This window comes from Haemophilus parainfluenzae (genome assembly GCF_003252795.1).
Taxonomy (GTDB): Bacteria; Pseudomonadota; Gammaproteobacteria; order Enterobacterales; family Pasteurellaceae; genus Haemophilus_D; species Haemophilus_D parainfluenzae_K.
Map to the genome: position 1 here is coordinate 120356 of NZ_QEPQ01000004.1, position 16744 is coordinate 137099.

General features: G+C 37.9%; 13 protein-coding genes. 12 read left to right on the forward strand and 1 reads right to left on the reverse strand.

Features of this window, described 5'->3' with window-relative positions; genetic code table 11:
- The first annotated feature begins 14 nt into the window (after positions 1-14).
- The 7 genes from DPV81_RS07815 to DPV81_RS07845 all read left to right on the forward strand — a co-directional run bounded on the left by DPV81_RS07815 (position 15) and on the right by DPV81_RS07845 (position 11508).
- On the forward strand, positions 15-2033 hold the full coding sequence (locus DPV81_RS07815; protein ID WP_111387719.1) for a UDP-glucose:protein N-beta-glucosyltransferase: 2019 nt from the start codon (positions 15-17) through the stop codon (positions 2031-2033).
- 138 nt (positions 2034-2171) lie between these two features.
- Positions 2172-3287 carry an aspartate-semialdehyde dehydrogenase gene (gene asd, locus DPV81_RS07820; protein WP_049375909.1) on the forward strand — a complete coding sequence of 372 codons (1116 nt, stop codon included), beginning with the start codon at positions 2172-2174 and terminating at the stop codon, positions 3285-3287.
- A gap of 54 nt (positions 3288-3341) precedes the next feature.
- The gene (locus tag DPV81_RS07825) at positions 3342-4277 is read left to right on the forward strand and encodes an alpha/beta fold hydrolase (protein WP_111387722.1); all 936 of its coding nucleotides are present in this window, start codon (positions 3342-3344) and stop codon (positions 4275-4277) included.
- A 183-nt stretch (positions 4278-4460) separates the two neighbouring features.
- Entirely contained in the window at positions 4461-5561 is a 1101-nt protein-coding gene (locus DPV81_RS07830) for a NapC/NirT family cytochrome c (protein ID WP_111387724.1), read from the forward strand.
- A gap of 27 nt (positions 5562-5588) precedes the next feature.
- Complete coding sequence (gene torA, locus DPV81_RS07835) at positions 5589-8066, forward strand: trimethylamine-N-oxide reductase TorA (RefSeq protein ID WP_111387726.1); 2478 nt, start codon at positions 5589-5591, stop codon at positions 8064-8066.
- Between the two features lie 275 nt (positions 8067-8341).
- Complete coding sequence (locus tag DPV81_RS07840) at positions 8342-9826, forward strand: aldehyde dehydrogenase family protein (protein WP_111387728.1); 1485 nt, start codon at positions 8342-8344, stop codon at positions 9824-9826.
- Positions 9827-10053: 227 nt separating this feature from the next.
- Positions 10054-11508 carry a DASS family sodium-coupled anion symporter gene (locus tag DPV81_RS07845; protein ID WP_065242610.1) on the forward strand — a complete coding sequence of 485 codons (1455 nt, stop codon included), beginning with the start codon at positions 10054-10056 and terminating at the stop codon, positions 11506-11508.
- A gap of 88 nt (positions 11509-11596) precedes the next feature.
- Here DPV81_RS07845 and DPV81_RS07850 read toward each other — a convergent pair whose 3' ends face one another.
- A complete protein-coding gene (locus DPV81_RS07850; RefSeq protein WP_014064485.1) occupies positions 11597-11899 on the reverse strand; it encodes a YMGG-like glycine zipper-containing protein in 303 nt (100 codons plus the stop codon).
- A 266-nt stretch (positions 11900-12165) separates the two neighbouring features.
- Between DPV81_RS07850 and DPV81_RS07855 the strand changes: the two genes are divergently transcribed.
- The 5 genes from DPV81_RS07855 to DPV81_RS07895 all read left to right on the forward strand — a co-directional run bounded on the left by DPV81_RS07855 (position 12166) and on the right by DPV81_RS07895 (position 16650).
- Positions 12166-12531 (forward strand): hypothetical protein, encoded by a 366-nt coding sequence (locus DPV81_RS07855; protein ID WP_054420064.1) that lies wholly within the window; start codon positions 12166-12168, stop codon positions 12529-12531.
- 362 nt (positions 12532-12893) lie between these two features.
- Positions 12894-13130, forward strand: a complete 237-nt coding sequence (locus DPV81_RS07865) for a hypothetical protein (RefSeq protein WP_111387730.1) — start codon at positions 12894-12896, stop codon at positions 13128-13130.
- Between the two features lie 874 nt (positions 13131-14004).
- The gene (locus tag DPV81_RS07880) at positions 14005-14259 is read left to right on the forward strand and encodes a hypothetical protein (protein ID WP_111387734.1); all 255 of its coding nucleotides are present in this window, start codon (positions 14005-14007) and stop codon (positions 14257-14259) included.
- 258 nt (positions 14260-14517) lie between these two features.
- Positions 14518-14859: an Imm45 family immunity protein gene (gene imm45 / locus DPV81_RS07890; protein WP_005694978.1), complete on the forward strand. Its 342-nt coding sequence runs from the start codon at positions 14518-14520 to the stop codon at positions 14857-14859.
- 414 nt (positions 14860-15273) lie between these two features.
- Positions 15274-16650: a tyrosine phenol-lyase gene (locus DPV81_RS07895; protein WP_049370042.1), complete on the forward strand. Its 1377-nt coding sequence runs from the start codon at positions 15274-15276 to the stop codon at positions 16648-16650.
- The last annotated feature ends 94 nt before the right edge of the window (positions 16651-16744 follow it).

The following is a 16744-nucleotide window of genomic DNA, read 5'->3' on the forward strand; positions in this document are numbered from 1 at the left end:
AAAGGAATTAAAAAATGGCAGAAACACAAAAACAACCAAGTGTTATCCGTTTTGAACAAGAAGTTGCGGCAAAAAATTATGAAGCAGCTTGCGTAGAATTGCTCGATATTTTAAGCAAAATTGATACTAATTTTGGTGGTATTGAAGGCATTGAAATTGATTATCCTAGCCAATTAAATGATGAATTAGTACAAGATAAAATTAAGCATTTTTGTACCCGTGTAGCGGTAGCAATGAGCGAGCTATTTTCTGATCCTAAATTAGATATTTCTGAAGGTGGGGCGCAACGTTTCTTTACCTTACAACGTTGGATTAACATGATTTTCGCATCATCGCCATTTGTAAATGCGGATCATGTGTTGCAAGCTTATAACCGCAATCCAGATAAAACCAATTTATCCGATTTCCATTTAGACAATACGAGATCATCATTAATTAAATTCTGTATTTTCTACCTGCCAGAATCTAATGTGAATGTTAATCTTGATGCTTTATGGAATTTAGATCCAGAGTTATGCGCATCGCTTTGTTTTGCATTGCAATCACCACGTTTTATCGGTACTGATCAAGCGTTCTCTAAGCGTGGTACGCTTTTACAATGGTTCCCTGAAAAATTAGCGACGATTGAAAACTTAAATAATTTACCAAGTGCAATTTCACACGATGTGTATATGCATTGCAGCTACGATATTGCTGAAAATAAACACTGGGTGAAAAAAGCATTAAACCAAGTTATTCGCCGTCATTTATTGCAAGGTGGATGGACAGATCGCGATGTCACGAAATTAGGTGAGCGTAATGGCAAACCTGTCATGGTGGTGTTATTGGAGCATTTCCATTCATCCCATTCAATTTATCGTACGCATTCCACATCAATGATTGCTGCACGTGAGCGTTTTCATTTAATTGGTGTGGGTAATGAAGCAGTAGATGCGGCAGGCCAAGCGGTGTTTGATGAATTCCATTTATTAAAAGGCGATAATATTTTTAGTAAATTGAATGAATTAAAAGAGATTTGTGAGAAAAATGGTGCAGCCGTTCTTTATATGCCAAGTATTGGGATGGATTTAACCACTATTTTTGCAAGTAACACGCGTCTTGCGCCAGTTCAAGTAATTGCTTTAGGCCATCCTGCTACGACACATTCTGATTTTATTGAATATGTGATTGTAGAAGATGATTATGTGGGGTCTGAAAAATGCTTCAGTGAGCAATTATTGCGTTTACCGAAAGATGCCTTACCTTATGTGCCTTCAGCTCTTGCACCGCAACACGTAGAGTATCGTTTACGTGAAAATCCTGAAGTGGTAAATATTGGTATTGCTTCTACTACAATGAAGCTTAATCCCTATTTCTTGGCGGCATTAAAGGCTATTCGTGATCGTGCTAACGTGAAAGTGCATTTCCACTTTGCGTTAGGTCAATCTAGTGGCGTGACACATCCTTATGTTGAGCGTTTTATTAAGTCTTATTTAGGCAATGATGCGACAGCTCATCCACATGCGCCTTATGATCAATATCTGCGTATTTTGCATAACTGTGATATGATGGTAAACCCATTCCCATTCGGTAACACGAATGGCATTATTGATATGGTGACATTAGGTTTAGTGGGGGTATGTAAAACCGGTGCAGAAGTCCATGAACATATTGATGAAGGGTTATTTAAACGTTTAGGTTTACCGGAATGGTTAATTGCAAATACGGTAGATGAATATGTTGAACGTGCAATTCGTTTAGCAGAAAACCATCAAGAACGTTTAGCACTTCGCCGTCATATCATTGAAAATAATGGTTTACAAACCTTGTTTACAGGCGATCCAAGCCCAATGGGTAAAGTATTACTTGAAAAATTTGAGGAATGGAAAGCGGCAAATTTAGCTGAAAAGCCAAAGAAAAAAGCAACTAAATCCGCAACGACAAAAGAGAAGACTACGAAGTCTACTACAACAAAGAAAAGTGCGGTCAAATCTGAAGGTAAATCTGAGCCGAAAAAAACGGTAAAGAAAACCACGAAAAAAGCAGATAAATAATCAATAAATCCCCGAAAGGGGATTTTTTATTGAGAAAAATTAAACAAAGCCTCATTTTTTCTAAAAAAGCTTGATTTTGTAGCGTAAAGTCTGTAATTAATAGACCCATTCAACACAACATAAAATAAGGAAAAATTCATGAAAAACGTCGGTTTTATCGGTTGGCGCGGAATGGTCGGTTCCGTATTAATGGATCGTATGGTGCAAGAGCAAGATTTTGCCAATATTAATCCAGTTTTCTTCACCACTTCTCAAGCAGGTCAAAAAGCCCCTGTATTTGCAGGTAAAGAGGCAGGTGAGCTTAAAAATGCATTCGACATTGAAGAACTTAAAAAATTAGACATTATCGTGACCTGCCAAGGTGGCGACTATACCAATGAAGTTTATCCAAAATTAAAAGCAACAGGTTGGGACGGTTATTGGGTTGATGCCGCTTCTGCACTACGTATGAAAGATGATGCGATTATCGTACTTGATCCGGTAAACCAACACGTGATTTCTGAAGGCTTGAAAAAAGGCATTAAAACTTTCGTGGGTGGTAACTGTACCGTGAGCTTAATGTTGATGGCTATCGGTGGTTTATTTGAAAAAGATTTAGTGGAATGGGTATCTGTCGCAACTTACCAAGCGGCTTCAGGTGCGGGCGCAAAAAATATGCGTGAATTGATTTCACAAATGGGCTTATTAGAACAAGCGGTTTCAAGTGAATTAAAAGACCCAGCTTCGTCAATTTTAGATATTGAACGTAAAGTGACTGCAGAAATGCGTTCTGATAGTTTCCCAACGGATAACTTCGGTGCAGCATTAGGTGGTAGCTTAATCCCTTGGATTGACAAACTTCTCCCTGAAACAGGACAAACTAAAGAAGAATGGAAAGGTTATGCCGAAACCAATAAAATCTTAGGTTTAAGCGACAATCCAATTCCGGTTGATGGTTTATGTGTACGTATCGGTGCATTACGTTGCCACAGCCAAGCGTTCACCATCAAACTGAAAAAAGATTTACCATTAGAAGAAATTGAACAAATTTTAGCAGCTCACAACGAATGGGTTAAAGTGATTCCAAATGACAAAGAAACCACATTACGTGAATTAACCCCAGCTAAAGTAACAGGTACATTAAGCGTGCCGGTTGGTCGTTTACGTAAATTGGCAATGGGTCCAGAATACTTAGCGGCATTCACTGTAGGTGACCAATTATTATGGGGTGCTGCAGAGCCAGTTCGCCGCATCTTAAAACAATTGGTGGCATAAGTTTTACTTTCACGACAAAGGGCGTATTCACTACGCCCTTTTCATTAGAAAATTATGATCAGAGAACCTTATTTTCATCAATTTGCTCTTGCGGAGTTATTGCCTTTTTTTGAGCAATTTCCGACGCAATATCTTTCTGGCGAACGAAATATCAAATTGGCTTATCGTCATTTGGTTCAGCCTGAAAGTGCGGTCAGAAAATTGATGATTTTGGTGAATGGTCGAGCAGAAAATATGCTGAAATGGACTGAGTTGGCTTATGATTTTTACCAACAAGGTTATGATGTTTTGCTTTTCGATCATCGAGGACAAGGCTATTCACAGCGTATTATTCCTCAAAAAGGGCATTTAGATGAGTTTCGTTTTTATACCGATGATATGGCAAAAATCATTGAAAAAACGACCGCACTTTATGATTATCAAACCCAATATATTCTCGCACACTCCCTCGGCGCATTGATTTCCACCTATTATCTGGCCAATTACGATCACCATATTAAAAAAGCCGTGCTTTCTTCGCCTTTCTTTGGCGTTCCCATGAAACATCCATTACGAGATGAACTCATCATTGCAACGATGATGGCATTTGGTCAAGGTCATCGCTATGTTTTTGGTAAGGGACATTACAAACCGGCAGATTTAAACCTTAATGAACTTAGCCATTCTAAAACGCGAATGAAATGGATGAACCGAATTAATCGAAAACGCGCTGTTATTCACTTAGGCGGCCCGACGTTCCGCTGGGTACATTTGTGTTTAACTGCAATCAAAGCGCTCCCTAAAATCATTCCAAGAGTGGAAATACCTGTGCTTATCCTACAAGCGGAAAAGGAAAAGATTGTAGATAACAAAAATCTTGAAAAATTGACCGCACTTTTTCCACATGCCGAATCTATGCTTGTACCTCAAGCAAAACATGAAATTCTTTTTGAAAAGGATAACGTGAGAAAAGCGGTACTTGAACGCGTGAATCAATTTCTTCATTCTTAAACCTCCCTTATTATATTAAATATAAAGCATTATATATTGATTTATATAATGTTTTTTTATTTCTATTTCATAAGTGTTTAGCTTTTGTTGAGCAAGATCATAGTTTCTTTCTCACTATATCCCTACAATTCATAATACTTATTTATAGTTATACTTTTTATTGTTTGTATAGTTGGAGTGTCTATGTCAAAAATGAAGAAAATCGTGATCGCACTTTGCTTGGCTGGTGTCGGCGCTGTGGCATTGTGGGGAACGCAATGGGTTATGCATAAAACCAGTACACCTGAGTTTTGTGTAAGTTGTCATTCAATGAGCTATCCAAAAGAAGAATGGGAAGGTTCTAGCCACTTTGCTAATGCAAAAGGCGTGCGAGCACAATGTTCAGATTGTCATATTCCAAAAGAAGGTTGGCATTATGTCAAAGCTAAATTTATTGCTTTGAAAGATTTGTGGTATGAAGCACAAGGCAAGATTGAGAATAAAGAAAAATATGAAGCCCACCGTGCTGAGCTTGCTCAAATGGTATGGAATGATATGAAAGCCAACGATTCAGAAACCTGTCGTAGCTGCCATAGTTTTGATGCAATGGAGCTTTCAAAGCAAACTAAATTAGCAAAACAAACTCATACAGATGCGCAAACAAATGGCCAAACCTGTATTGATTGCCATAAAGGCATTGTTCACTTCCTTCCTGAAGTGCATGGCGATCAAAATGCGCAAAAATCTTCTGCTGTACAAGGCGGTACTCTCTCTGATGGCTCAGCGATTTTTGCCACTGAAATGGTGAAAGCGACCAATGACAAAGGAAATGAAGTTCGCCTCATGCCTTATGCAGAATTAATGCAATGGAAAGTAAATGGTGATCAACTTCAAGGCACTTTACATGGTTGGCAACAAGTGGGAGCTGAAGCGGTTATTTATCAAGAATTGGGTAAACGTATTACGCTTGCTTTACTGGATGAAGATGCACGTAACCATGTTCAAGTCGTAAAAACTGTGCATGATGCAGTAACGGATTCTGACTGGAAAGAAATCAATGTTACGGTGAATGTCGCAAAAGAAAAAATGACATCAGATCTGACCGCACTTAATCAATACGGTAATCAGTTAAATCAAACTCAATGTAGTGGTTGTCACGCAGCAATTAGCGCAGATCATTACACGGCTAACCAATGGATTGGTGTAGTGAATTCCATGAAAGAGCGTACATCAATGAATAAAGATGAAGTACGTGCGTTAACTATTTATCTGCAACGCAATGCCAAAGATATGGCAAAACAATAATGAATTAACTATCTAAAAGAGGCTGAAATGAAAAAGAATAACGTAAACGAACAACGTCGTGATTTTCTGAAAAAAACATCTTTAGGCGTGGCAGGTAGTGCCCTTTCTGGTGGTATGGTGGGCGTTGTATCAAAAAGTGCGGTGGCAAAAGAAGCTGAAATGAAAACCGTGGTTACTGCCGCTCACTGGGGACCGATTGGTGTGGTTGTGGAAGATGGTAAGGTTGTGAAATCCGGTCCTGCTATTGAGCCTGCTGTACCAAACGAATTACAAACGGTTGTAGCTGATCAGCTCTACAGCGAAACTCGCGTGAAATATCCAATGGTGCGTAAAGGCTTTTTAGCTAACCCAGGAAAAAGCGATACCACAATGCGTGGTCGTGATGAATGGGTGCGTGTTTCTTGGGATGAAGCGTTAGATTTAGTACACAATCAGCTTAAACGTGTTCGTGACGAACATGGTCCAACAGGCATTTTTGCTGGTTCTTATGGTTGGTTTAGCTGTGGTTCATTACATGCTTCTCGTACGTTATTACAGCGCTACATGAACGCTACCGGTGGTTTTGTGGGCCACAAAGGGGACTACTCTACGGGTGCCGCGCAAGTAATCATGCCACACGTACTTGGTACCATTGAAGTCTATGAACAACAAACCAGCTGGGAATCAGTGCTAGAAAACAGCGATATCATTGTGCTTTGGTCTGCAAACCCACTCACAACCATGCGTATTGCTTGGATGTCCACCGACCAAAAAGGGATTGAATATTTCAAAAAATTCCAAGCGACTGGAAAACGCATTATTTGTATCGACCCGCAAAAAAGCGAAACGTGTCAAATGCTGAATGCAGAATGGATTCCGGTGAATACCGCAACGGATGTACCATTAATGCTGGGTATTGCGCATACTTTAGTTGAACAAGGTAAGCACGATAAAGATTTCTTGAAAAAATACACATCGGGTTACGCTAAATTCGAGGAATATTTATTAGGTAAAACTGATGGCCAACCAAAAACAGCAGAATGGGCGGCAAAAATTTGTGGTGTACCGGCAGAAACGATTAAACAGCTTGCAGCCGATTTCTCAAGCAAACGTACCATGTTAATGGGTGGTTGGGGTATGCAACGTCAACGCTATGGCGAACAAACCCACTGGATGTTAGTAACGCTAGCGTCTATGTTAGGACAAATTGGCTTGCCGGGTGGTGGTTTCGGTTTAAGTTATCACTATTCAAATGGTGGGGTGCCAACAGCAGCAGGTGGTATTATCGGTTCTATTACCGCAAGTCCATCAGGCAAAGCAGGTGCAAAAACATGGTTGGATGATACATCTAAATCCGCTTTCCCATTGGCGCGTATTTCAGATGTGTTGCTCAATCCAGGCAAAAAAATTCACTATAACGGCACTGAAATTACTTACCCGAACATTAAAGCAGTATATTGGGCGGGCGGTAACCCATTTGTTCACCATCAAGATACTAATACCTTAGTGAAGGCTTTCCAACAACCTGATGTGGTGATTGTGAATGAGGTAAACTGGACGCCAACTGCGCGCATGGCAGATATTGTCTTGCCGGCAACTACCAGTTATGAACGTAATGACTTAACCATGGCAGGCGACTACTCCATGATGAGCATTTACCCGATGAAACAAGTGGTTCCACCACAATTTGAAGCGAAAAATGACTACGATATTTTCGTTGAGCTTGCTAAACGAGCAGGTGTGGAAGAACAATACACTGAAGGTAAAACGGAAATGGAATGGCTGGAAGAATTCTACAATGCAGCCTTTACTGCCGCACGTGCAAACCGTGTTGCAATGCCACGTTTTGATAAATTCTGGGCTGAAAATAAACCATTAAGTTTTGAAGCGGGCGAAGCCGCGAAGAAATGGGTGCGTTATGGTGAATTCCGTGAAGATCCATTGCTTAATCCGCTCGGTACGCCGTCAGGCAAAATTGAGATTTTCTCTGATGTTATTGAGAAAATGCATTATAACGACTGTAAAGGTCACCCAAGCTGGATGGAACCAGAAGAGTTTGCGGGTAATGTGACGGAAGAATATCCGTTAGCTTTAGTGACGCCACACCCTTACTATCGTTTACATAGCCAATTGGCGCATACTTCATTACGTCAAAAATATGCGGTAAATGATCGTGAGCCAGTGATGATTCATCCTGAAGATGCGGCTGCGCGTGGTATTAAAGATGGTGATATTGTTCGTGTTCACAGTAAACGTGGTCAAGTGCTTGCGGGTGCGGTTGTCACAGAAAATATCATTAAAGGTACTGTTGCTCTCCATGAAGGTGCATGGTATGACCCAATGGACTTAGGCGAAAGTGAAAAACCGTTGTGTAAAAATGGTTGCCCGAACGTATTAACACGCGATGAGGGTACATCAAAACTTGCTCAAGGTAACTCACCAAATACCTGTATTGTTCAGGTTGAAAAATTTACCGGTAAAGCACCTGAAGTGACGGTATTCAAACAACCGAAACACGCTGTGTAAAACCAATAAAAAACGACCGCACTTTGATTTTATCCATTCAGGTGCGGTCTTTTTTCAATAAGTTTTTCTGTACTTTGTTTTTTTTCACCTATCAAATCAATTTTCTCTACCTTTCCTTCTGACCACCAAAATGTGATCTGTCTCCCAGTTTTAAGTCTTGTCTTGTACTAAAATCAACCCATAGTCCTCTTTTACGGACAAAATATTAAAGACCTGATGGTGTAAAAAGATCAGGTATTACTTTGATTCACAACGTAGAAAAAAGGAGAAAACAGATGACAAAAGATCTTAATGTCTTTGATAAACACTATGGTTTATTGATCAACGGCGAATGGACAAATGGCTCTGAGGGTAATACCTTAACAGCATATAACCCTGCAAATGGTGAAGCCTTAGCCACCTTTATTGACGCTACGGATGCAGATGTCGATGCTGCAGTGAATGCTGCGAAAGAGGCCTTTAAAACCTGGAAAAATACCAGCGCAACGGAACGAGCTACAATTTTGAATAAAATTGCAGATATTATTGACGAAAATACTGAATTATTCGCTTTACAAGAAACGTTGGATAACGGTAAACCGATTCGCGAAACACGCGCAGCAGATATTCCGTTGGCATCAGATCATTTCCGTTATTTTGCCAGTGTTATTCGCGCCGAAGAAGGTGTCGCAAACCAGCTGGATAGCGAAGATTTGTCGTTGATTTTACGCGAGCCTATTGGCGTTGTTGGTCAAATTATTCCATGGAACTTTCCGTTCTTAATGGCTGCATGGAAAATAGCACCGGCATTGGCAGCAGGTTGTACTGTCGTGATTCACCCATCTTCCTCTACTTCATTGAGCTTACTTTCCTTAGCTCAAAAAATTAATCATTTATTACCGAAAGGTGTCTTCAATGTTATTACTGGTAAGGGTTCTAAATCTGGCGAATACATGTTGCACCATACTGGATTTAACAAACTGGCATTCACCGGTTCCACCGAAATCGGTAGAAAAATTGGTGTGGCTGCTGCTGAAATGTTGATTCCATCCACCTTGGAATTAGGTGGTAAATCAGCCAATATTTTCTTTGACGATATGCCATTTGATAAAGCATTGGAGGGTGCACAAAAAGGAATTCTCTTCAACCAAGGGCAAGTGTGTTGTGCCGGTTCACGTATTTTCGTACAAGAAAGCGTTTACGATAAATTTATAGCGGCACTAAAAGAAGAATTTAAGAAAGTTAAAGTCGGCTTACCTTGGGAAGATGACACGCAAATGGGGGCGCAAGTAAACGGAAATCAAGTTAAGGTTATTAGCAAGTATGTTGATATTGCTAAAGAAGAAGGGTGTCAAATCATCCTTGGTGGAGGTAAATCAACCGACCCGGCATTGGCTCGAGGCGAATTTTTCCAACCAACCTTAATTTTAGCGCCTGATAACAAAAAACGCGTGGCACAAGAAGAAATTTTTGGTCCGGTTGCTGTGGTAATCAAATTCAAGGATGAAGCAGATGTAATTAAAATGGCAAATGACAGTGATTATGGCCTAGGTGGTGCGGTGTGGACATATAACATTAACCGTGCGCTACGAGTTGCACGCGCACTTGAAACCGGTCGAGTTTGGGTGAACTGTTATAACCGTTTACCAGCTGGAGCACCTTTCGGTGGTTATAAAACCTCCGGTATAGGTCGTGAAACCCATAAAATGATGCTTGACGCTTATACACAGGTGAAAAACATCTTTATCAGCACCCGTGAAGAGCGCGAAGGTATGTATTAATCACTCACTTTCTAACCTAAAAATAAACCGCACTTTGATTTTATCCATCAAAGTGCGGTTATTTTTTTATTTATATCAAATTTTTACTCAACTCTATTAAAAAAATGCGCTTAAATCTTTACTCGTACTAAATAAGTGGTATCTTTATAACCGCTTATTTAATCGATTGCGTCACGGTCGTTATCCGTGATGAATTATTTTTTGTTCATTTATCTAGGAGTTATCCTATGGAAAGTAAAATTCCAGCAGTAGAAGTCAAACTTGGCTTTAAATGGCAGGGGCTGCTGATAGCCGTCATCGTTGGTTTAGGGATTTGGTTAATCCCGACACCAGAAGGTTTATCCGCTAAAGCCTGGGGAATGCTAGCGCTGTTTGTCGCAACCATTGTGGCTATTATCGCGAAAGCAATGCCTATGGGTGCTGCAACCTTGGTGGCATTGGTGATCAGTGGATTAACTGGTCTTACACCAATTTCGCCAAAACAAGGTGATGTTGGCATGTTATCCGGCTTTGCTAATGGCACGATTTGGTTGATTGCTATTGCTATGTTTTTATCTCGCGCGGTGATTAAAACCGGTTTAGGTAAACGTATCGCGCTGTACTTCGTTGGTCGTTTTGGTAAAAAAATGATGGGTGTGGCTTATGGTATGGCGTTGGCTGATGTCGTTATCGGTCCGGGTATTCCTTCGGCTTCTGCGCGTGGTGGCGGTATTATGTACCCTATTATGCAATCTATTGCTGATGCATATGAGTCCAAACCGGGTCCAACTGCTCGTCGTGCAGGTGCTTTCTTAGCGATTGCGGTCTCTCAAATCGATACCATTATTTGTACCATGTTCTTAACCGCCATGGCGGGTAACCCGTTAATTGCAGAACTCGCGAAAAGCCAAGGTGTGGAAATCACTTGGATGACATGGTTCTTAGGGGCGATCGTACCGGGTATTGTGAGCCTAATCGTCTTGCCTTATTTCGTGTATTTAATTTATCCGCCAGAATTAAAAGATACGCCTAAAATGGCAGAAATGGCACGTGAAGAATTAAAAAGCATGGGCCCAATGAGTAAAGCGGAATGGATTCTTGCCCTAGACTTTATCCTTCTTTTATTCCTTTGGACGGTGGGTGATTTAGTCTTCCATATCCCTGCAACAATTTCAGCGTTTATCGGTTTAGTGATTTTATTATTAACCAACATTATGAGCTGGAAAAATATCGTGGCAGAAACTACCGCATGGGATACGATGTTCTGGTTTGCGGTATTGGTGATGATGGCGAATGCACTTAATAAATACGGTGCAATCACTTGGATTTCCACTCATATTTCCTCATCTGTGGGAGGTTTCAGCTGGCCAATTGCTTTTACTATTTTAGTGTTGGTGTATTTCTATACCCGCTATTTCTTTGCTTCAGCCATGGCACATATTTCCGCAATGTATCTCGCTTTCGTGGCTGCGGCTATCGCTGTGGGTACACCACCAATCATTGCTGCAATCGGTTTAGGTTACACCTCAACATTATCCATGAGTTTAACGCAATACGCTGGTGGTCCTGGTCCAGCACTATACGGTTCAGGTTATAACTCAACCGGTCAATGGTGGGGCGTGAGCTTTATTGTTTCCATCCTTTCATTAGTGATTTGGTTCGGTGTGGGTGGATTATGGATGAAACTACTAGGTTGGTGGTAATCCTTATTAATTCATAAAAATCCCTAAAAAAACGACCGCACTTTGATTTAAATCTCAAAAGTGCGGTCATTTTTATCTGTATTTTGAATTAATCATCCCAGTCGTCATCCCAATCACGATGTTTTCTGTGGTGGTGATGTCTTTTATGTTTTTTATGATGGCGATATTCTCTGTCATCGTAGTCTCCACCTTTATTCACTTGACTACCGATTACGCCACCTAATGCTGCGCCGCCGAGTGTTGTGGCAATATCACCACCTAATAAACCACCGGCTACGCCGCCGATTGCTGCACCTGTTGCAGTATGACGTTGTTGTCTGTCCATTTCACAAGCGGTTAAGCTTCCTGCTAATGCAACAATCACTAACCCTTTCATCAATTTAGATTTCATAAATCTACTCCTCTATTTTTGTCGGGATTGCTTGCCTAAGCACTTATGCAATCCGGCGTGTAAAAGCATTCCTTTTACGATTGCTTTGACTGTTTGGAAAATTAGTTAGTTCAAACGGCGTGTTCAATTGGTTTAAGAATGAACAAATTTTGGTATGATTGTTGGTAAACAGTATTAAACTGGAGAGTAATAATCTTGAAATTGATAAATATTTATATTTTTGATAATAATGGCAGCGTGGTTATCCCTAAGTAAGGAATTTAATTATGTATAAAAGAACAAATTATTCTTTTTTAAAAAGCATTTTCTTTCAAGATGCTTTTTCTTGGTGTCAAGAAAAGTTTAATAGCGGTTATATTCATGATTGGACTATTAATGAAAATGAATGGGGCGCAGCTTTAGATACGTATGAAAATGCTTTTCAGCTCCCTATAGAAAAATTGATGTTATATGTTATCGCTATAACAGGATTGTCTGGGAGAAATAAAATAGCCCATTATTCTATCTTTTCTGATATAGAAGAAATTTTATCTTTAAATAGTCTTGATGATTTAATTATGGATCTTGAAGATGTTGAGAAAGATGAGTTTTTACGAGATCTAAATATTGTTATGAATAATAAACTGATTTAGTTTTTTATACTAACATTAATTTTTTAGAATATATCATTTCATGTTTTTTATTTTAAGTTTGTATAAATATTTAATATATAAAATTAATATTAGTTAGAGGAAAGGAGATGGGTATAATATACACTTACTACCTAAATAAATAATGATTTTAAAAATATTAAAATTTTTTATATTTGTTGCATTACTATGTTTCTTTGCTATGGTGATCGCTGAATTAGATGCGGGACGAAAGAATTTACAGTATGCTCTCCTGATAAAAGAGGCTTTAATTATGTCTCTAAAATTTCAGCTGGTTGCTTTGCCTATATATCTTCTTTTTTTTAAACGAGATTAGAGTGGTTAAAATATTTTGGAGATAAAAAATGAAAAAGATAAATCTCAGTTTCTTTTTGATTTGTAGTATTTTGACTGCATGTGTTTCTTCTGATAGCCATTTTGTTCGGTTCTGGAATGGTGATGTTATATCTGACATGACTCCAGAGGAGGAGAAAAAATTTGATCTATGCTATGAGAAAACTAAAAATTTACCAAGAGGAACAGCTGAGGAAAGGGGAAAAGCAAGTCTTGCTACATTAAAATGTATTGATGACGAAAAATAGCTAGGTAGGGTGCATTGATTTGAAAATCCATGCATGTTTAATAATTTAATTCGCACATGAATCTCTCGAGGAAAACATGCTTAATAAGATTAGAAAAAACTCATGGTTTAGCAATCTAGTGTTATTTTCTCTTTTATATTTATTGTTTATCTCTAGAGATATAATTTTCTCCCTATTTATATATTTTAAGTTTAATGAAGTGTATTGGAATTCAGATGTATTTAAAGAAGCATTGATCCCAACACTAGCTATGTATTTACCTCTTAGTTTTATTGATTTTGCAATAAAATCATATAAAAGAACAAAAAATAAAAAGCATTAAGTTTAGTTAAACTATTTTTTAATAAGATCGTCTTAATTATTATTGGATTGTATTATAAGTTATAGTCACCATTACTAAAAAATTTAATAAGTGAGAAAATATAAATGATTATGTTGTTTTTAATAAATTTTATTAGATGTTTTATTTATATATCTATGACTTTATTGGTGTCTATGATTGTTGTTAGAAATATTTATATTTTAATTCATACTAATTTTGGCGTTTCTTTTTATATTAGTTTTGAGGATGTAGAACTTATTCTAATTCCATCATTAGTTATTAGTCTATTTATTTCATGTGTTGCACTGTATAACAGAAGATAAAATGATTTTAAAAATATTAAAGTTTTTTATAGCTGTTGCATTCATATTTTTCTTGTTTATGGTGATAGTTCAGTTCGATATGGGAAGAAATAATTTGCAATATGCAGTTCTTATGAAAGAGGCTTTACTTATGTCTCTAAAATTCCAGGTGGTTGCTTTGCCTATTTATCTTCTCTTTTTTAAACGAGATTAGATCGGTTGGAATGAAAAAATATTTTGGAGATAAAAAATGAGTAAGATAAATCTCAGTATTTTTTTGCTTTGTAGTATTTTGACAGCATGTGTTTCTTCTAATAGTTATTTTGTTCGATTCTGGAATGGGGATGTGATACCTGAAAGGCCATATGAGGAACAAAAAATTTTTGAATCATGTTATGAGAAATATAAAAATCTTCCTGATAAGACAAATGAAGAACGAGAGGTCATAAGTTTGAAAGTTATAGACTGTATTTCACATGATAAATTAAAAGAAAAAGAGAAATAGGCATGAGATATTTATTACTTATTTTAAAAAGATCTTTTTTGATGACTATCATTCTGCAACTTATTTTTTATATAAATGCATGGTTTATTACGGGTAATGTTGATCAGATTGATTTTTTTGTAAGTAAAGAGCATTTATTCTTTAGTTTAAAGATATGGCTTTCTCTATTTGTTTTATTTTTATTAATATATTCTTTAGGTAATAATAAATATTAATGACTTACTGATGATGCAAAAATGAGATAATTAAGGTGTGACAATGTTTTATTTATTAGAAGAATATGAAGATGAATTGTTATGGTCTGGGAATATATTTAGAGTTTTTATCCAGAATAAGGGTGAGAATTATTACACAGATCGAGTCGTGGACTTTATTATCTTTGAAACAGAGGATGTTGACAGACCGCTTGGATTGTTATCTATATCTGGTTATAAGGCTGGAAAAATAGTGCTTATCTTTCCTAAAGAGGCTTTTAAAAAAGACGCGATTTATTCTTTAGATAAGAATTGGATAGAAAAAAACATATATGATTATTTATATCTAAACAAAGAGTGTGACAAAGTTTTTATATCAAAAAATGATTCAATACTTCCATTCTAATAGCTCTTATACAAAAGAAATTGTTGGATTAAAGTGCGGTCAATTTCAAAGAGTTTTAAAACCTCTCAAAAATTGACCGCACTTTTGTATTTTTGATGCTTCTTCTACCGAAATATCGCCCTCTCATAGCAATCCCGCCTGCAACACCATTCCTATGTTGTTCTATTGAGAAAACTGGTTAGTCCAATTCGCTTGTTTACTTGCTCTAAAAATCAGAATGCTTATGATTTTTTGATATAAAATTATCAAATAAAAATATTTTTATATGAATTTGATAAAAATTTATCGATTTGTGACTTTGATCACAGTATTGCAGAAAAAAATTCAGTACTATGCTTGCAACTCGATGATAGATGTTTTTAGTAGCGGGTTAATAATCATGGACTTTAAACCTAACATAATAGGAGATTTATTATGGCATACTATCCAGCAGAACCGTTCCGTATTAAAAGTGTTGAACCTGTTTCAATCTTACCAAAAGCAGAACGTGAAAAAGCGATGAAAGCGGCAGGCTTCAATACCTTCTTACTTGATTCAAAAGATGTTTATATCGACCTTTTAACCGATAGCGGTACAAATGCAATGAGTGACCGTCAATGGGCCGGTATTATGATGGGTGATGAAGCTTATGCAGGTAGCCGCAACTTCTACCATTTACAAGAAACAGTTCAAGACTTATTTGGTTTTAAATATATTGTGCCAACTCACCAAGGTCGTGGTGCTGAAAATATTCTTTCTCGTATCGCGATTAAACCGGGTCAATACGTACCAGGCAATATGTATTTCACTACTACACGTTTCCACCAAGAAGCCAATGGCGGTATTTTCTACGATATCATTCGTGATGAAGCGCATGATGCAACATTAGATATCCCATTCAAAGGTAATATTGATGTTAAAAAATTAGAAAAATTAATTAACGAAAAAGGTGCTGAAAATATTGCTTATGTGTGCTTGGCGGTAACAGTAAACTTAGCAGGTGGTCAACCGGTTTCTATCGCAAACATGAAAGCTGTCCGTGAATTAACTGCAAAACACGGCATTAAAGTATTCTACGATGCAACTCGTTGTATTGAAAATGCTTATTTCATTAAAGAACAAGAACCAGGCTATCAAGATCGCTCAATCAAATCTATCGTTCAAGAAATGTTCAGCTATGCAGATGGCTGTACAATGAGTGGTAAAAAAGACTGCTTAACCAATATTGGTGGTTTCTTATGTATGAATGATGAAGAATTGTTCATGAAAGCGAAAGAATTGGTTGTGGTGTTCGAAGGTATGCCGTCTTACGGTGGTATGGCTGGTCGTGATATGGAAGCGATGGCGATCGGTTTGAAAGAAGCAACTCAGGAAGAGTACATTGAACACCGTGTTAAACAAGTACGTTACCTCGGTGAAAAATTAAAAGCAGCGGGTGTACCGATTGTAGAACCTATTGGTGGTCATGCGGTGTTCTTAGATGCACGTCGTTTCTGTCCACATTTGAAACAAGAAGAAGACTTCCCAGCACAAGCATTAGCGGCAGCAATCTATGTTGAATGCGGTGTACGTACAATGGAACGTGGTATTATTTCAGCTGGTCGTGATATCAAAACTGGCGAAAACCATCATCCAAAACTTGAAACTGTACGTATTACTATTCCTCGTCGTGTTTACACCTATGCACACATGGATTTAGTTGCTGATGGTATTATCCACTTATTCAAACATAAAGAGGATATTAAAGGGCTTCGTTTCGTGTATGAACCAAAACAATTACGTTTCTTCACTGCACGTTTTGAACAAAAATAGGCCTACCGCCCTTACCTCAGTAACGGGGTAAGGGCTTTTTGTATCTAAAAAATATTTGGTTAATGAGAAAAATGCGAAAACATTCTAATGACAT